Below are 16856 nucleotides of genomic sequence, written 5' to 3'. Positions count from 1 at the left end.
CATTGCTTGAGGCGCTTTCTTGTGAGCTGACCTAAGTCTGGCTATCGCCGTCCTCCGCGTCGTCAGTGGTGGAGTCGTCGTCGCCCTCGCTGCCGCCCTGGCCTTGATCGCCTGGTTCGGCTTCAGACTTGGCTAACTGCAAGTCCATGCTCTTACCACTCTGCTCCATCGCCGCGCTCTGCACCGGGTTATGCGCCCAGGCCGTCGACATCCCCAACGACAACAGCACCAGTACCTTCATCAACAGCACGATTCGCTGAAAAATACTCATGATCGATTCCCTCCACTCAGTAGGATCCCGCAAGGCAGCGGTCTACCGCCGCCAGTGTTTACGCTAGTCCCGACCCCACGTTTTCGCCAGGCATCAAGTTCGTCGTCGTCGAACCTGGCACTGTCGTGCCCTTTGTTATATGGGGTCTGAGCGTCCTCCTTTGGCGCCGGCTGGGCCTATGGAGCCTTACGGGAAAAACCGGTGAGTTCAGCACTTCCCGAAATGTTGACCTGCTCTCCTCCTATCCTATCCATGGCCGTCAACTGGTAGTCGAACTTTATATAAGCGCGCCCCGCCAGGGAGAACGACTTTATAACCAGCGTCCCTTCCGTCGCCGGCCAGCTGGCATGCGCTTCGCCAGGGTTGTACCACGCATAGACTTTATTGCCCTCTGCTATATCGTAGCTGCGCTCTTCGATATTGAAAAAGTCTAAATAGAAAAACACGCCGCGCCGAGCATCTTTGCTGCTCTCCCCACCGAAAGTAAAATCGGAGCCTTCAGAAAAGAAATACAACGTATCTGCGCTGAAACTTGGGCCGTCTTTAACATACGCGTTAAACGTTCCGGTGGTAGCCAACGCTGCAACAGTTCTCAGTGTTGCCGCGCCATCGAATACGAGCACTGTATCATCACCCTGAAATTGCTTCGCATTAAAGTGAAACGTAAAATCCACTCGAGGATTTTCAGGGAAAGAAATTTCTTTAATTTCCAACTCTCCGGCTTCGTCCTGCAGCGCTACCCACGAATAGCCTGCTCCGGCGTTATACCAAACTGAAATTTTACTTTGTTCAGAAATCTTATGAATGCCGGGTTTAATATTTTTATCACCAAATGAAAAATAAAGACTTCGGCCGTCCTCAGAAAATCCCGCCACTACAAAATTTTGCACATCAGATATAAATGAATACTCCACAGCTTTAAAACCATCCTGCCCACCAATACGTGCAGTTAACTCCCCTTCTATATCCGCCTTCGCTTGCCTGATCATGTCAACACCCTCTTTGCATAAAACCAATCAACGTATATGACTGAGCCTACGGTGTTTTATAGCCTGACAAGCAACATCCCACCACTGTCATTTCTGACAGTAAATCGATAAACCTCTGAAAACACATACAGGGGATGGGCCGGTTGGAGAGAGCAACTTAGGGGCGAGCCCTGGAAACTTTCAACTCATCTCATTGATTAAAAAGGGCGAAGCCATTGCAGCTTCGCCCTCTCTCAAACGCTCAGACCTTAGTGGTGCTCGCGGGTTGCGCGGAATTTCACATCCGGCCAGCGCTCTTCCATCAGCGCCAGGTTGACCCGGGTCGGGGCCAGGTAGGTCAGGTGACCGCCGCCGTCGACCGCGAGGTTTTCCACAGCCTTGTTGGAAAATTCCTCTAGCTTCTTTTTGTCGCTGCACTCGATCCAACGTGCGGAATACACCGTGATCGGCTCGTAGGAGCATTCGACCTTGTATTCCTCTTTCAAGCGGCTGGCCACCACGTCGAACTGCAGTACACCGACGGCGCCGAGGATGATGTCGTTGCTGCGCTCAGGGAAGAACACCTGGGTGGCGCCCTCTTCCGCCAATTGCTGCAAACCTTGGCGCAGTTGCTTGGACTTGAGTGGGTCGCGCAGGCGCACGCGGCGGAACAGTTCCGGGGCGAAGTGCGGGATACCGGTAAAGCCCAGCGCTTCGCCTTCGGTGAAGGTGTCACCGATCTGGATGGTGCCGTGGTTGTGCAGGCCGATGATGTCGCCGGCGTAAGCTTCTTCGAGCTGTTCACGCTCGGAGGAGAAGAACGTCAGGGCGTCGCCGATGCGCACGTCCTTACCGGTACGCACGTGGCGCATCTTCATGCCTTTTTCGTATTTGCCGGAGCAGATACGCATGAAGGCGATACGGTCGCGGTGCTTGGGGTCCATGTTCGCCTGGATCTTGAACACAAAGCCGGTGAATTTCTCTTCAACCGGTTCCACGGTGCGCTCGTTGGCGACACGCGCCAGCGGGCGCGGTGCCCAGTCCACTACCGCGTCGAGCACGTGGTCGACGCCGAAGTTGCCCAAGGCGGTACCGAAGAACACCGGGGTCAACTGGCCGTCGAGGAATTCCTGCTGGTTGAATTCGTGGCAGGCGCCCTGCACCAGTTCCAGTTGGTCGACAAAACGGTCGTACTCGTCACCCAGATGGGCGCGGGCTTCGTCCGAGTCGAGCTTTTCAATGATCTTGGTTTCGGTACGTTCGTGACCATGGCCGGCGGTGTAGACAATGATGTAGTCGTCGGCCAGGTGGTACACGCCCTTGAAGTCGCGGTAGCAACCAATCGGCCAGGTAATCGGCGCGGCCTTGATCTTCAGGACGGCTTCGATTTCATCCAGCAACTCGATCGGGTCGCGGATATCACGGTCGAGTTTGTTGATGAAGCTGACGATCGGCGTGTCACGCAGGCGGCAAACGTCCATCAGCGCAATGGTGCGTGGCTCAACGCCCTTACCGCCGTCGAGGACCATCAATGCCGAGTCCACCGCCGTCAGGGTGCGGTAGGTATCTTCGGAGAAGTCTTCGTGGCCCGGGGTGTCGAGCAGGTTGACCATGTGGTCGCGATACGGGAACTGCATGACCGACGTGGTAATGGAAATACCCCGTTGTTTTTCCATTTCCATCCAGTCGGAGGTGGCATGGCGGTCGGATTTGCGCGATTTCACCGTGCCGGCTACCGCGATCGCCTTGCCCATCAGCAACAGCTTTTCGGTGATGGTGGTTTTACCGGCATCGGGGTGGGAAATAATGGCGAAAGTGCGGCGTTTCGCGACTTCGGCGGCCTGGTGGGTCATGGGAAATCGCCTGGCAGGTGAGTCAAAAAAGGGCGGCGAGTATAGCGCAAACGCGAGGGTACAGACCACCGTTGAGCCCATTGGGGGTGGCTAAATGCGCCCAAGTGTGGAACCTTTTAAAAGGTCGAGACGTCCACTCCCCTGCTACCGCACTCGGAACAGGGGCTGAAATATCAGCAAGTTAGCCTGACGAGGCTGCGCTCATGGCTTGATCGCATACTGCATTGCCAGTATCGGCGAGCTGCTTTTCGCGAACCTATTCGCCGACAGCCAGGAATGGCATTGCCGCCGGAGAATGTGTTCGCCGACAAAAGAAAAAAAGGAGTCCGCCTGTGGCTATTCGCTATGGCAAAGGGCTGATAGGAGGCGCGGTTGTCGTCGCGCTCCTGGCCCTGCTGGTCCACTGGATCGGCATCAACACGATCGAACTGTACCGCGACGATTTGTTGTTTTACCTGCAAGCTCACCTGATTCTTGTCCTAGTCTCCATGCTGGCAGCCCTGATTGTGGGCGTCCCCGCTGGTATCCTGCTCAGCCGACCCAACATGGTCGGGCGTGCAGAACGTTTCATGCAGATCTTCAACATCGGCAACACCGTCCCTCCCCTGGCCGTACTGGCCATCGCCCTCGGCGTCCTCGGCATCGGCAGCGGCCCGGCCATCTTCGCGCTGTTTCTCGCCTCCCTCCTGCCCATCGTGCGTAACACCTACGAAGGCTTGAAAAACGTCCAGGGTTCCCTCAAGGAAGCCGCCACCGGCATCGGCATGACGCCGCGCCAGGTGCTGTTTCGCGTGGAACTGCCCAACGCCGTGCCGATCATCATCGGCGGTGTACGTGTGGCCCTGGCGATCAACGTCGGCACCGCGCCGCTGGCGTTCCTGATTGGCGCCAACAGCCTCGGCAGCCTGATCTTCCCCGGCATCGCCCTGAACAACCAGCCGCAACTGTTGCTCGGCGCCGCGTGCACCGCGCTGCTGGCATTGCTGCTTGACGGCCTGGTGACTATGGCCAGCCGCCTCTGGCTGGAACGCGGGTTGCGCCCGTCTTAACGCCAGGAAAGGAATCGACATGAAAAAACTAAGCTTGATATTAGGCTGCGTCCTGCTGTTTGCAGGTATTGCGCAAGCCGCTGAAAAACCGGTGATTCGCATTGGCGCCCGAGTGTTCACCGAGCAGACCCTGCTCGCCGAAATCACCTCCCAGTACCTGCGCACCAAGGGCTACGACGCCCGTGTGACGGGTGGCCTGGGCAGCAACCTGGCACGCAGCGCCCAGGAAAGCGGGCAACTGGATCTGATCTGGGAATACACCGGCGTATCGCTGGTGGCCTATAACCACATCGACGAGAAGCTCGACAGCGAACAGTCATACGCCCGGGTCAAGGAACTCGATGCGAAAAAAGGCCTGGTCTGGCTATCGCCATCGCGTTTCAGCAACACCTACGCACTGGCGCTGCCGGAGAAAGTTGCTGAGGAGCATCCCGAGATCAACAGCATCAGCGACCTCACCAAAGCCATGGCCGAAGACACCAAGGAACACCGCCTGGTCGCGCTGGACACCGAGTTCGCCAACCGCTCCGATGGCCTGGCGGGCATGGTCAAGCTGTACGACATGAACCTGACGCGCAAGAACACCCGGCAAATGGACGCAGGCCTGGTCTACACCGCGTTGCGCAATGGCCAAGTGTTCGCCGGCTTGGTCTACACCACTGACGGGCGCCTCAATGCCTTTAAATTGAAGCTGCTGGAAGACGACAAACATTACTTCCCCGACTACACCGCAGCCCCGGTGATCCGCCAGGAATACCTCGACAAGCACCCGCAGCTGGCCGCAGAGCTCAAGCCTTTGGCCAATCTGTTCGACGACGAAACCATGCGCCAGCTCAATGCACGGGTCGACGTCGACCATGAAAGCCCCTCCGCCGTTGCCGCCGATTTCCTGCGCCAACATCCAATCAACTAAAAAGGAGAAGACATGGAATTTTTGAACGCCTTTTCCCATCTTGATTGGGCCCAAGTCCTGCACCTGACCTGGCAGCACATCACCCTGGTCGGCATCGCCGTGATTCTCGCGATCTTTATCGGCGTGCCCCTGGGTATTCTGATGACGCGCTTCCCAACCCTCGCAGGTCCCTTGCAAGCCAGCGCCACGGTATTGCTGACCGTGCCATCCATTGCACTGTTCGGGCTGCTGTTGCCGTTCTACTCCAAGTTCGGCCAGGGCCTGGGGCCGATGCCGGCGATCACCGCCGTGTTCCTGTACTCCCTGCTGCCAATCATGCGTAACACCTACCTGGCCCTCACTGGCGTTGAACCAGGCATTCGCGAGGCCGCCAAAGGCATCGGCATGACCTTCGGCCAGCGCCTGCGCATGGTCGAACTGCCGATTGCCGTGCCGGTGATCCTCGCCGGTGTGCGCACCGCCGTGGTGATGAACATTGGTGTGATGACCATCGCCGCCACCATCGGTGCCGGTGGTCTGGGTGTACTTATTCTGGCTTCCATCAGCCGCAGCGATATGTCGATGCTGATTGTCGGCGCCGTGCTGGTCAGTCTCCTGGCCATCTTCGCCGACCTGCTTCTGCAATGGCTGCAACGCTCGCTGACTCCAAAAGGATTGCTCAAATGATCGAACTTCAAAACCTGTCCAAGACTTTTCAAAGCAACGGCAAGACTGTCACCGCCGTCAACGATGTAAGCCTGACCGTCAACGAAGGCGAAATTTGCGTATTCCTGGGGCCCTCGGGCTGCGGCAAGAGCACCACGCTGAAGATGATCAACCGCCTGATCAAGCCCTCCTCGGGCAAGATCCTGATCAACGGTGAAGACACCACTGACCTGGACGAAGTGACCCTGCGTCGCAACATCGGCTACGTGATCCAGCAGATCGGCCTGTTTCCCAACATGACCATCGAGGAAAACATCGTGGTCGTGCCCAAGCTGCTCGGTTGGGACAAGCAAAAATGCCACGATCGCGCCCGCGAACTGATGAGCATGATCAAGCTGGAACCCAAGCAGTACCTGCATCGCTACCCGCGTGAGCTGTCCGGTGGCCAGCAACAGCGTATCGGCGTGATCCGTGCGCTGGCGGCCGATGCGCCGCTGTTGCTGATGGATGAGCCGTTCGGCGCGGTCGACCCGATCAACCGCGAGATGATCCAGAACGAGTTCTTCGAGATGCAGCGCGCGCTGAACAAGACCGTGATCATGGTCAGCCACGACATCGACGAAGCCATCAAGCTGGGTGACAAGATCGCCATCTTCCGTGCCGGCAAGCTGTTGCAGATCGACCACCCGGACACGCTGCTGGCGCACCCGGCCGACGAGTTCGTGAGCAACTTCGTGGGTCAGGACAGCACGCTCAAGCGCCTGCTGCTGGTGAAGGCCGAAGACGCGGCGGACAACGCTCCGTCGGTGAGCCCGGAAACGCCGGTGGCCGATGCGCTGGAGCTGATGGACGAGCACGACCGCCGCTATGTGGTGGTCACCTGTGCCGAGAACAAGGCACTGGGGTATGTGCGCCGTCGCGATTTGCACCGTCAGACCGGTACCTGCGGCCAGTACCTGCGCGAGTTCAACGCCACGGCTGCCTACGACGAGCATTTGCGCATCCTGCTGTCGCGCATGTACGAGTTCAACCGCTCGTGGTTGCCGGTGATGGATGCCGAGCGGGTGTTCCTGGGTGAAGTGACTCAGGAGTCGATTGCCGAGTACCTGAGCTCCGGTAAGTCCCGTGGGGGCAAGACCAGTATTGTTTCGCCTGCCGAGACTGCGCTGGCCTGATCCGCCGCTATCGCAGGCAAGCCAGCTCCCACCGTTGAACTGCATTTATCTGTTGGAATGCATTCCCCTGTGGGAGCTGGCTTGCCTGCGATGAATACACCGCAAATCCATCTGATTGGCCCCATCCGGGGAACATCAATCCGTCACACCGGTCGGTTACATAAGTAGCTGGACTGGGTCCCGCGACGAACGCGTGCAAAAACGCGACATTTTTAGTTGATCCCACGCCCATCAAGCCCTAAAGTTCGCGCCGAACGTCCATGCTGGAAACGATCCATCCGGCTCAAGTACTGACGACGAGACAGCAAGGCCAAGGGAAGCTTATCCCGTGGCCTTTTTGCTTTCGGCGACATGCCTTGGGAAGTAGGCGAACCAAAGTGGGGATACGGAGGACGTTCATTTGCACCCATTGCTAATTTCAGTTTGCCCCTAGGAGTCCCCAGCATGTCGATCAACGTCGAAGATTATTTCGCGCGCGCCACCTTTGACAAAATGAAGGCGTTCGCCGACAAGCAAGAAACCCCATTCGTGGTGATCGACACCGCGATGATCAGCCAGGCCTACGATGACCTGCGCGCCGGTTTCGAATTCGCCAAAGTGTATTACGCCGTCAAGGCCAACCCGGCCGTGGAGATCATCGACCTGTTGAAAGACAAGGGTTCGAGCTTCGACATCGCCTCGATCTACGAGCTGGACAAGGTCATGGACCGCGGCGTCAGCGCCGACCGTATCAGCTACGGCAACACCATCAAGAAATCCAAGGACATCCGCTACTTCTACGAGAAGGGCGTGCGCCTGTTCTCCACCGACTCCGAAGCCGACCTGCGCAACATCGCCAAGGCCGCGCCGGGCTCGAAAGTGTATGTGCGCATCCTCACCGAAGGCTCGACCACGGCCGACTGGCCTTTGTCGCGCAAATTCGGCTGCCAGACCGACATGGCCATGGACCTGCTGATCCTCGCCCGCGACCTGGGCCTGGTGCCTTACGGCATCTCGTTCCACGTTGGCTCGCAACAGCGTGACATCAGCGTGTGGGATGCGGCCATCGCCAAGGTCAAAGTGATCTTCGAGCGCCTGAAGGAAGAAGACGGCATCGAGCTGAAGCTGATCAACATGGGCGGCGGCTTCCCGGCCAACTACATCACCCGCACCAACAGCCTGGAAACCTACGCCGAAGAAATCATCCGCTTCCTCAAGGAAGACTTCGGCGACGACCTGCCGGAAATCATCCTGGAGCCAGGCCGTTCGCTGATCGCCAACGCCGGTATCCTGGTGAGCGAAGTGGTGCTGGTGGCCCGTAAGTCGCGTACCGCCGTCGAGCGTTGGGTGTACACGGATGTGGGCAAGTTCTCCGGCCTGATCGAAACCATGGACGAAGCCATCAAGTTTCCGATCTGGACCGAGAAGAAAGGCGAGATGGAAGAAGTGGTCATCGCCGGCCCAACCTGCGACAGCGCCGACATCATGTACGAGAACTACAAGTACGGCCTGCCGCTGAACCTGGCGATTGGTGATCGTTTGTACTGGCTGTCGACCGGTGCGTACACCACCAGCTACAGCGCGATTGAGTTCAATGGGTTTCCGCCGTTGAAGTCGTTCTACGTGTAAGAACGCCGCCTATAAAAAACCCATGACAAGTCATGGGTTTTTTTGGCTTCAGGAAAAGGTCGCGGCACGCTGTTGATAGGCATTGGCCATGGCGCGAATCTGCGGCTCATTGGCCAGCGCCAACGCCTTGTGCGCCGTTCGCAGGAATTTGAGATTCCCATGCGCCAACGCCTTGCGCAGCCACTCCAGCGCAGCGTCGATTTGGCCTCTGTGCGCCAGCACCGCCGCATAACTGAACTGCCCCCGAAAATCCCCGGCTTCGGCGGAGCGCCGGTACCATTCAACGGCTGCCTCAAGATCCTTGGGGCAATACTGCCCATCTTCCAGATAACGCCCCAACAGATTCATCGACTTGGCGTGGCCCTGCTCTGCCGCCTGGCGATAAAGCGTCAGCGCCTGGGCCTGGTCTTGCACAACGCCACGGCCGGTCGCCAGCAGGTTGGCATAGTTGTACTGGCCCCAATCCAGGCCGGCCTCTGCTGCCAGCCGGTATTGCCGCGCAGCTGCCGCTTCATCGACGGCGCAACCCCAACCATGCTCCAGGCAACGCCCGGCCATATTGCGCGCCATCACGTGCCCGCCCTGCGCCGCAATCTGGAACCAGCGCAGCGCCAGCGCTTCATCGCGTGCAATACCGCGCCCTTCCAGCAGGATCTGCCCGAGCAACGCCTGGGCATCGACCACGCCTTCCTTGGCTGCGATCAGGATCGCCTGGGCAGCGCGCACCGGGGAATCATCAAGCATGGACTGCAATTGCTCGACGTTGAGCACTTCCTGGCGACGCAATAAAAAGCCCATTTCAGACCTCGACCCAACGGCGCAGCAGGTTGTGATAGGTGCCGGTGAGCTGGATCAGCGCCGGGTGCTCGGGCACGTCACGGGTCAGTTGCTGGATGGCGCCGTCCATTTCGAACAGCAAGGTGCGCTGGCTGTCTTCGCGCACCAGGCTTTGAGTCCAGAAGAATGAGGCATAGCGTGCACCGAGGGTCACGGCGTTGACCTTGTGCAGGCTGGAACCGGGGTACAGCACCATATCGCCGGCGGGGAGCTTGACCCGTTGCAGGCCGAAGGTGTCCTGGATCTCCAGTTCGCCGCCGTCGTACTCGTCGGGATCGCTGAAGAACAGCGTGGACGACAGGTCGGTGCGCACGCGCTCGTGGCTGCCTTTGGGCTGGCGCACCGCATTGTCGATATGGAAGTCAAAACTGCCACCTGCGGTATAGCAGTTGATCAGCGGCGGGAAGACTTTGTGCGGCAGCGCCGCCGACATGAACAGCGGGTTGCTCCACAACCGCTCCAGCATGGCTGCGCCGATCTCCTTGGCCAATGGGTGGCCTTCGGGCAATTGCAGGTTGTGCTTGGCTTTGGCGGACTGATGCCCGGCAGTGATTTTGCCATCGGCCCATTCGGCCTCTTCCAGGGCTTGGCGAATGCGCAGCACCTCCTCGCGAGAGAACAGGCCGGGAATGTGCAGCAACATGAGGCAATACCTGCGATCAGAGAGGCGCCAATGGTATTGATTCTTATCCGCCCTGTAAAACCCGGGGACGAACGAGAACGCAAAATCCGTAACGAAAAAGTGTAAAGAATGTAAATTCGATGCGAATAGCAATATCTCGTAATTGATACAAACTCTTGTTGGCCCTATATTCCGCGGCCTCACATCCTTGGGGAAGGGACACGTCATGTCGCGCACTACGCTAATAACAACCGCCAGTTCACCACGTATGCTGGCCTCGGCCATCGGCGTTGCCCTCAGCGCCAGCTCTGCCGCCCACCTGGCGCAGGCAGCAGAAAACACCGAGCAAAAAGGCGAGCGCAACCCTATCTCCCTCGGCGCCACCAACATTACCGGCCAGGACCAGGACAACACCTCCTATCAGGTGGAAAAAGCCTCGTCGCAGAAATACACCGCGCCGCTGGTGGACACACCGCGTTCGGTCACCGTGGTGCCGCAACAAGTACTCAAGGACACTGCCGCCACGTCGTTGCAGGACGCCTTGCGCACCGTACCGGGCATTACCTTCGGCGCCGGTGAAGGCGGCAACCCCCAAGGCGATCGCCCGTTCATTCGTGGTTTTGATGCCCAGGGCGACACTTACCTGGACGGCGTGCGCGACACCGGCGGCCAGAGCCGCGAGATCTTCGATATCGAGTCCATCGAAGTCAGCAAGGGCCCGAACTCCTCGTTCGGCGGCCGTGGTTCGGCCGGTGGTAGCCTCAACCTGGTGAGCAAAACCCCACAAGCACGGGACTTCACCAACGGCGGCTTCACCTACGGCTCCGACCAGACCCGCCGCTACGTGCTCGACGTGAACCGCCAGTTCCTCGACGACAGCGCCGCCTTCCGCCTGAACCTGATGAGCCACGAACAAAACGTGGCTGGCCGCGATGCGGTGAATTACGACCGCTGGGGTGTAGCCCCGTCGCTGACGTTTGGCCTGGGCACGCCGACCCGCGTCAACCTCAGCTATTACCATATGGAAAGCGACGACCTGCCGGATTCGGGGATTCCGTATGGCTATGGTTCCTCGACCGCCACCGCCCACGCGCACGACAAACCCAACGACGGCGGCGACAGCAACAATTTCTACGGTTTGAAAAGCCGCGACTTCCGCAAGACCCGCGCCGACATCAGCACGATCTCCATCGAGCACGACCTGAACGACAACATGACGCTGAAAAATACCCTGCGCCATGGCAGCACCGGCCAGGACTATGTGCTGACACAACCGGACGACAGCAAACTCAACGTCAACAAGTTCGGCACCGTATGGCGTCGTGCCAATAGCCGTGTTTCCACCACGACCACAACCACCAACCAGACCGACCTGTTCGGCAGCTTCCAGGCGTTGGGTTTCAAGCACAGCTACTCCACCGGCCTGGAATTCACCGGTGAAGAAACCCGTGTCAGCGGCTATACCGTCAGCCCCAACGCCAACCCGGTGTGCAACCCGGCCAAGGGCAGCCTGGGCGGCCAGTGCACCTCGCTCGGCAACCCGAACCCGGACGATGCCTGGAATGGCAGCGTTGCGCGCAACTACATGGGCACCAACACCAAGGCCACCAGCCGCGCCGCCTATGTGTTCGACACCATCGAGCTCGATCCGAAATGGCTGCTGAACGTGGGTTTGCGTTACGACACCTTCGATACCGAGGCCAACAGCAACGCCGTGGCCGGACGCTCCAAGATCAAGGACGACAGCCAGTTCTTCAACTGGCAGGCCGGCCTGGTGTGGAAGCCGCTGGAGAACGGCAGCATCTACGCGTCCTACGCGACCTCGGCCACGCCTGCCGGTGGCCTGATCGGCGAAGGCTCCGACGGCAACCCACTGTCAGCCGGTGCCGCCACCAGCGACTTGCAGCCCGAAGAAACCGTCAACTATGAACTGGGCACCAAGTGGGACCTGTTCCACGATCGCCTGTCCCTGACCGCAGCTATCTTCCGCACCGAGAAGAAAAACACCCGCATCCTGGTGGACGCTCTCACCTACCAGAACGCCGGTGAATCTCAGGTCGACGGCATCGAGTTGTCCGCCAGCGGCAAGATCACAGATCAATGGCAGTTGTTTGCGGGCTACAGCTACCTGGACAGCGAGCTGGTCAAATCCGGCCTGAACGGGCGTAACGGTGTAGTGAGTGCCGGCTCCAACAAAGGCAACCAGATGCCCAACACGCCGAAGAACTCCTTCAGCCTGTGGACCACCTACGACATCACGCCCAAGCTGACCATCGGCGGCGGTGCTTTCTATGTCGATCAGGTTTACGGCGATGTCGGCAACACCGTGTATGTACCCTCCTACACTCGCTACGACGCCATGGCCAGCTACAAGCTGACCAAGAACGTCGACCTGCAATTGAACGTGCAGAACCTGACCGACAAGACCTACTACGACAAGGCATTCTCCACGCACTTCGCCAACCAGGCGGCCGGTCGTACCGCCCTGTTGACCACCAGCTTCCACTTCTAAACGCAATCAATGCTCGACCCAAGGCCCCACGCATCGGATGCGTGGGGCTTTTGTGTGTAAAACAGAATTTTTCTCGATAACCCACGGCATAATGCGCGCCGTGACATCGATATCCAGATCAGCGAGGCGCTCTGACGTGTTGAAGAAAACCCTATTCCAGTTGCACTGGTTTTTCGGCATCACTGCCGGCCTGGTGCTGGCCTTGATGGGGATCACCGGGGCTGCGTACTCGTTCCAGGATGAAATCCTGCGGGCCCTCAACCCCACAGTATTGAACGTACAGAAACGCGAAGCCGGCGTACTGCCGCCTGCCGAGCTGGTGCGCAAGCTGGAGGCCACCGAAGGCAAGAGCGTCGCGATGCTGTGGGTAGAAAGCGACAGCGGCAATGCCGGCCGGGTGTCCTTCACCCCGCCACCGGGGGAGCGTCGTGGCCAGATGCGCTACTTCGACCCGTACACCGGCGACTACCTGGGCGACGCCGTCGGCCAGGACGTATTCGGCTTTATCCTGCAACTGCACCGCTTCCTCGCCATCGGCGACACCGGGCGCAATATCACGGGCGCCTGCACCCTGATCCTGGTGTTTTTCTGCCTCTCAGGTTTGTACCTGCGCTGGCCGCGCCAGGTAAAAAGCTGGCGCGTGTGGCTGACCCTGGACTGGCGCAAAAAGGGCCGCAGCTTCAACTGGGACCTGCACTCGGTGTTCGGCACCTGGTGCCTGCTGTTTTATCTGCTGGCGGCATTGACTGGGTTGTACTGGTCTTATGACTGGTACAACCAGGGCGTGACCAAACTGCTCTCCGATGCGCCGCAGAACGAGCGGATGCGCAAGCGCGGCCCGCCGCCCACAGGCCCTGCCCCGGTGGCCAACTACGAGGCGATCTGGAGCAGCATCTACAGCAACGCCGGCCCCGACCTGAGTGCCTACAATATCCGTATGCCGGCCGTCGCCGGGCAACCGGCCACCGTGTACTACCTGCTCAAGGATTCACCCCATGACCGTGCGCTGAACCAGATCAACCTGGACCCGGCCACCGGTGAGGTCAAATCCCATGACCGCTATGCCAGCAAGAGCCTCAAGGCTCAACTGCTGACCAGCGTCTATGCGTTGCACACTGGCAGTTATTTCGGCCTGATCGGGCGCATCGTGCTCACCGTCAGCTCGCTGCTCATGCCCCTGTTTTTCATCACTGGCTGGCTGTTGTACCTCGACCGTCGTCGCAAGAAACGCCAGGTACGCGAAGCCCGCCAAGGTTTGAGTGCCCCTCACAGCGGTGCGCCGGCCTGGCTGATCGGGTTTGCCAGCCAAAGCGGCTTTGCCGAACAGTTGGCCTGGCAGACTGCCGGGCAATTGCAGGCCGCCGGCGTTGCGGTCAAGGTGCAGCCCCTGGGCAGCGTCAGCCGCGACGACCTCAGCCAATCGCAACATGCGCTGTTTGTGGTCAGCACCTTCGGCGATGGCGAAGCCCCCGACAGCGCCCGTGGTTTCGAGCGCAGCGTGCTCGGCCAGGACCTGCCCCTCAAAGGCTTGAACTACTCGGTACTGGCCCTGGGTGATCGGCAGTACGAGCACTTCTGTGGCTTCGCCCGGCGCCTGCATTTCTGGCTGACCAACCAGGGCGGCAACCCGCTGTTTGCCCCGGTGGAAGTCGACAGCGGCGACGCAGTGGCCTTGCACACCTGGCAACAGCAACTGGGCCAGCTCACCGGTCACGCATCCGCGGCGGCCTGGCAGGCAGACCCGTACGAAAACTGGACGTTGAGCCAACGCCGCCTGCTCAACCCCGGCAGCGTTGGGGCCGATGTCTACCTGCTCGGCCTCACACCGCCCACGCCCAAGCGTTGGCTGGCTGGTGACCTGGTGGAAATTTTGCCGCGCAATTGCCCGTGGGCCGTGGAGCATTTCCTCGACGGCCTCGGCCTGGCCGGCAGTGACGGCGTGTTGATCGACGGCTTGGCACAAACGCTCGATCAAGCCCTGGCCAACCGTCAACTGCCGGACAACCGTGCACACCTGGTCGGCCTGCATGCCCAAGCCCTGGTGGACGCGCTGGTGCCACTGGGTATGCGCGAATATTCCATCGCCTCGATTGCCAGCGACGGCGTGCTGGAACTGATCGTGCGCCAGGAACGCCACCCCGACGGCAGTCTGGGCCTGGGCTCCGGCTGGCTGACCGAACACGCCGACATCGGTTCGGGTATCAGCCTGCGCCTGCGCCGCAACAGTGCCTTCCACCTGCCGGACGCTCCCGTGCCGTTGATCCTGCTGGGCAACGGCACCGGCCTTGCGGGCCTGCGCAGCCTGCTCAAGGCGCGTATTGCCGATGGCCAGCAGCGTAACTGGTTGCTGTTTGGCGAGCGCAATATCGCCCACGATTACCTGTGCCAGGACGAACTGCAAGGCTGGCTCGCCAGTGGCGACCTGGCGCTGCTGGACCTGGCGTTTTCGCGGGACCAGGAAGAGAAGATCTACGTACAGGATCGCCTGCGCGAATCGGCAGATGTGTTGCGCAAATGGCTGGCGGACGGCGCGGCGATTTATGTGTGCGGCAGTTTGCAAGGGATGGCGACCGGGGTTGATCAGGCGCTGGTGGATATCCTGGGCAGTGAGGCGGTGGAGCGCTTGATTGAACAGGGCCGCTATCGCCGGGATGTCTACTGACCCGTCAGGCAATGAAGATCAATTGTGGGAGGGGGCTTGCTCCCTCCCACAGTTTTAACTGCATTCCAATCAGGCAGGTTGCAGTTTTTGCTCAAACACCGAAACGCCATCGAGATCGCGCAAAATGACGGTCAACTCCCCTGTCTGCCCATCAATCTGCACTTCACCAAAAAACTGAAAGCCAGCAAACGGCGAGGTGTTTTGCGCAGGCGGCGCTTTCTCGAACACCACTTGCGGGCCAAAGGTTTTATCCAACGGATTCGGCCCGAAGCTGCCGGCATTCAGCGGCCCTGCCACAAACTCCCAAAACGGCTCGAAATCCTGGAACGCCGCCCGGTCCGGGTGGTAGTGGTGCGCCGCGCAGTAGTGCACATCGGCCGTCAACCACACATGGTTGCGCACCTTCTGCGCACGCAGAAAGCCAAGCAGTTCGGCAATCTCCAGCTCACGCCCTTGCGCCGGGCCGGGGTCGCCATTGGCGATGGCTTCCCAACGCGCCACGCCGGGGCTGACTTCACCGTCGGGCACGCCCAGGCCGATCGGCATGTCGGCGGCGATCACCTTCCATTGCGCCTGCGACGCCTTGAGTTCGCGCTTGAGCCAGTCCAGTTGCTGGCGACCGAGGAAGGGTTTTTCGCCGCCCAGGTTGTCATCATTCGGCCCACGATAGCTGCGCATATCCAGCACAAACACGTCCAGCAGCGGCCCGTAACTGAGCTTGCGATAAATACGCCCGCCGCCGTCGGCACTCTGGCGGCGCATCGGTGAATATTCCAGCCAGGCCTGCCGCGCACGGCCGACCAGGGTATTGATGTCGCGGGTCTGGTAACGCTCATCCAGTTGCTTGCTGGAGGACCAGTTATTGATCACCTCATGATCGTCCCACTGCCAGATCTGCGGCACCTGGGCATTGAAGCGGCGCACGTTTTCATCCAGCAGGTTGTAGCGGTAATTGCCGCGATACTCATCGAGGGTTTCCGCGACTTTGCTCTTGGCCTCGGTGGTGATGTTGCGCCAGATACGTCCGCCTTCGGTGGTCAACTGCGCGGGCACCGGGCCGTCGGCGTAGATGGTGTCGCCGCTGTGGATAAAAAAGTCTGGCAGGCGCAGGCGCATGGCTTCGTAGATACGCATACCGCCAATCTCCGGGTTGATGCCGAAGCCTTGGCCAACGGTGTCGCCGCTCCACACAAAGCGGATGTCGCGACGCTGTTGCGGCTCGCTGCGCAAGTGACCGAACCAGGGCTCGCTGGCGACGCCGGTCTGGGCGTCTTCGAAGTGAACACGGTAGAAGATCGACTGATCGACCGGCAAACCGGTGAGCTCGACACGGGCAGTAAAGTCGGTGCGGCTGTCGGCCAGGGGGGAAACCAAGCGGCGGGGATTGCTGAACACACTGCGCGTATCCCACTCCACCACCATCTTCGCGGGGCGGTCGCTGCGGCTCCAGATCATCGCACGGTCGCCGAGCAGGTCGCCCGATTGCACGCCATCCGTGAGTTGCGGCCGGTCCTTCACCGAAGCGATCACCGCAGGGGCCAGGCCCGGCAACAACAGGCCGGCGCCCACGGCTTGCATCACGCGGCGGCGGCCGAGATCGAAGTGGCTCATGCAGGTGCCCTCTTGAGTATCAAAAGGGCCACTTAAGCATGATGGGATGAAGCGAAGATGACACCGGCCTTACAAACAATGGAGATCCAAATGTGGGAGGGGGCTTGCTCCCTCCCACATTCTGAATCCC

The 16856-nt window shown here is 59.8% G+C and carries 13 protein-coding genes; 7 read left to right on the top strand and 6 right to left on the bottom strand.

Going from position 1 to position 16856, the window contains the following annotated elements; genetic code table 11:
- Positions 1–31 precede the first annotated feature (31 nt).
- The 3 genes from PSEBG33_RS22670 to PSEBG33_RS22680 form a co-directional block, all read right to left on the bottom strand.
- Positions 32–271, bottom strand: coding sequence for a hypothetical protein (locus tag PSEBG33_RS22670; RefSeq protein WP_005784730.1), 240 nt, complete (start codon positions 269–271; stop codon positions 32–34).
- 176 nt (positions 272–447) lie between these two features.
- Complete coding sequence (locus PSEBG33_RS22675) at positions 448–1260, bottom strand: hypothetical protein (protein WP_005784728.1); 813 nt, start codon at positions 1258–1260, stop codon at positions 448–450.
- 248 nt (positions 1261–1508) lie between these two features.
- Positions 1509–3092: a peptide chain release factor 3 gene (locus tag PSEBG33_RS22680; protein WP_005784726.1), complete on the bottom strand. Its 1584-nt coding sequence runs from the start codon at positions 3090–3092 to the stop codon at positions 1509–1511.
- Positions 3093–3424: 332 nt separating this feature from the next.
- On the opposite strand from PSEBG33_RS22680, the gene PSEBG33_RS22685 reads away from it, so the two are divergent.
- The 5 genes from PSEBG33_RS22685 to PSEBG33_RS22705 all read left to right on the top strand — a co-directional run bounded on the left by PSEBG33_RS22685 (position 3425) and on the right by PSEBG33_RS22705 (position 8482).
- Positions 3425–4141 (top strand): ABC transporter permease, encoded by a 717-nt coding sequence (locus PSEBG33_RS22685; RefSeq protein ID WP_005784724.1) that lies wholly within the window; start codon positions 3425–3427, stop codon positions 4139–4141.
- A 19-nt stretch (positions 4142–4160) separates the two neighbouring features.
- On the top strand, positions 4161–5054 hold the full coding sequence (locus tag PSEBG33_RS22690; protein ID WP_005784722.1) for a glycine betaine ABC transporter substrate-binding protein: 894 nt from the start codon (positions 4161–4163) through the stop codon (positions 5052–5054).
- A gap of 12 nt (positions 5055–5066) precedes the next feature.
- A complete protein-coding gene (locus tag PSEBG33_RS22695; protein WP_005784720.1) occupies positions 5067–5720 on the top strand; it encodes an ABC transporter permease in 654 nt (217 codons plus the stop codon).
- Positions 5717–6874 carry a betaine/proline/choline family ABC transporter ATP-binding protein gene (locus PSEBG33_RS22700; protein WP_005784718.1) on the top strand — a complete coding sequence of 386 codons (1158 nt, stop codon included), beginning with the start codon at positions 5717–5719 and terminating at the stop codon, positions 6872–6874. Before PSEBG33_RS22695 ends, PSEBG33_RS22700 begins: the two co-directional genes overlap by 4 nt.
- A gap of 444 nt (positions 6875–7318) precedes the next feature.
- On the top strand, positions 7319–8482 hold the full coding sequence (locus PSEBG33_RS22705) for a type III PLP-dependent enzyme (RefSeq protein ID WP_005784717.1): 1164 nt from the start codon (positions 7319–7321) through the stop codon (positions 8480–8482).
- Between the two features lie 48 nt (positions 8483–8530).
- On the opposite strand, the gene PSEBG33_RS22710 is transcribed toward PSEBG33_RS22705, so the two are convergent.
- Both PSEBG33_RS22710 and PSEBG33_RS22715 read right to left on the bottom strand, forming a co-directional pair.
- On the bottom strand, positions 8531–9280 hold the full coding sequence (locus PSEBG33_RS22710; protein WP_005784715.1) for a tetratricopeptide repeat protein: 750 nt from the start codon (positions 9278–9280) through the stop codon (positions 8531–8533).
- Position 9281: 1 nt separating this feature from the next.
- Positions 9282–9962: a Fe2+-dependent dioxygenase gene (locus PSEBG33_RS22715; protein ID WP_005784713.1), complete on the bottom strand. Its 681-nt coding sequence runs from the start codon at positions 9960–9962 to the stop codon at positions 9282–9284.
- A gap of 205 nt (positions 9963–10167) precedes the next feature.
- On the opposite strand from PSEBG33_RS22715, the gene PSEBG33_RS22720 reads away from it, so the two are divergent.
- Together PSEBG33_RS22720 and PSEBG33_RS22725 are read left to right on the top strand one after the other, a co-directional pair.
- Positions 10168–12453 (top strand): TonB-dependent receptor, encoded by a 2286-nt coding sequence (locus PSEBG33_RS22720; RefSeq protein WP_005784711.1) that lies wholly within the window; start codon positions 10168–10170, stop codon positions 12451–12453.
- Positions 12454–12589: 136 nt separating this feature from the next.
- Complete coding sequence (locus PSEBG33_RS22725) at positions 12590–15115, top strand: PepSY domain-containing protein (RefSeq protein ID WP_005784710.1); 2526 nt, start codon at positions 12590–12592, stop codon at positions 15113–15115.
- 69 nt (positions 15116–15184) lie between these two features.
- Here the strand turns inward: PSEBG33_RS22725 and PSEBG33_RS22730 are convergent, their stop codons facing one another.
- A complete protein-coding gene (locus tag PSEBG33_RS22730) occupies positions 15185–16726 on the bottom strand; it encodes an alkaline phosphatase D family protein (protein ID WP_005784708.1) in 1542 nt (513 codons plus the stop codon).
- Between the last annotated feature and the right edge of the window lie 130 nt (positions 16727–16856).

Source organism: Pseudomonas synxantha BG33R (assembly GCF_000263715.2).
Taxonomy (GTDB): Bacteria; Pseudomonadota; Gammaproteobacteria; order Pseudomonadales; family Pseudomonadaceae; genus Aquipseudomonas; species Aquipseudomonas synxantha_A.
This window is presented reverse-complemented; position numbering and strand designations above follow the sequence as displayed.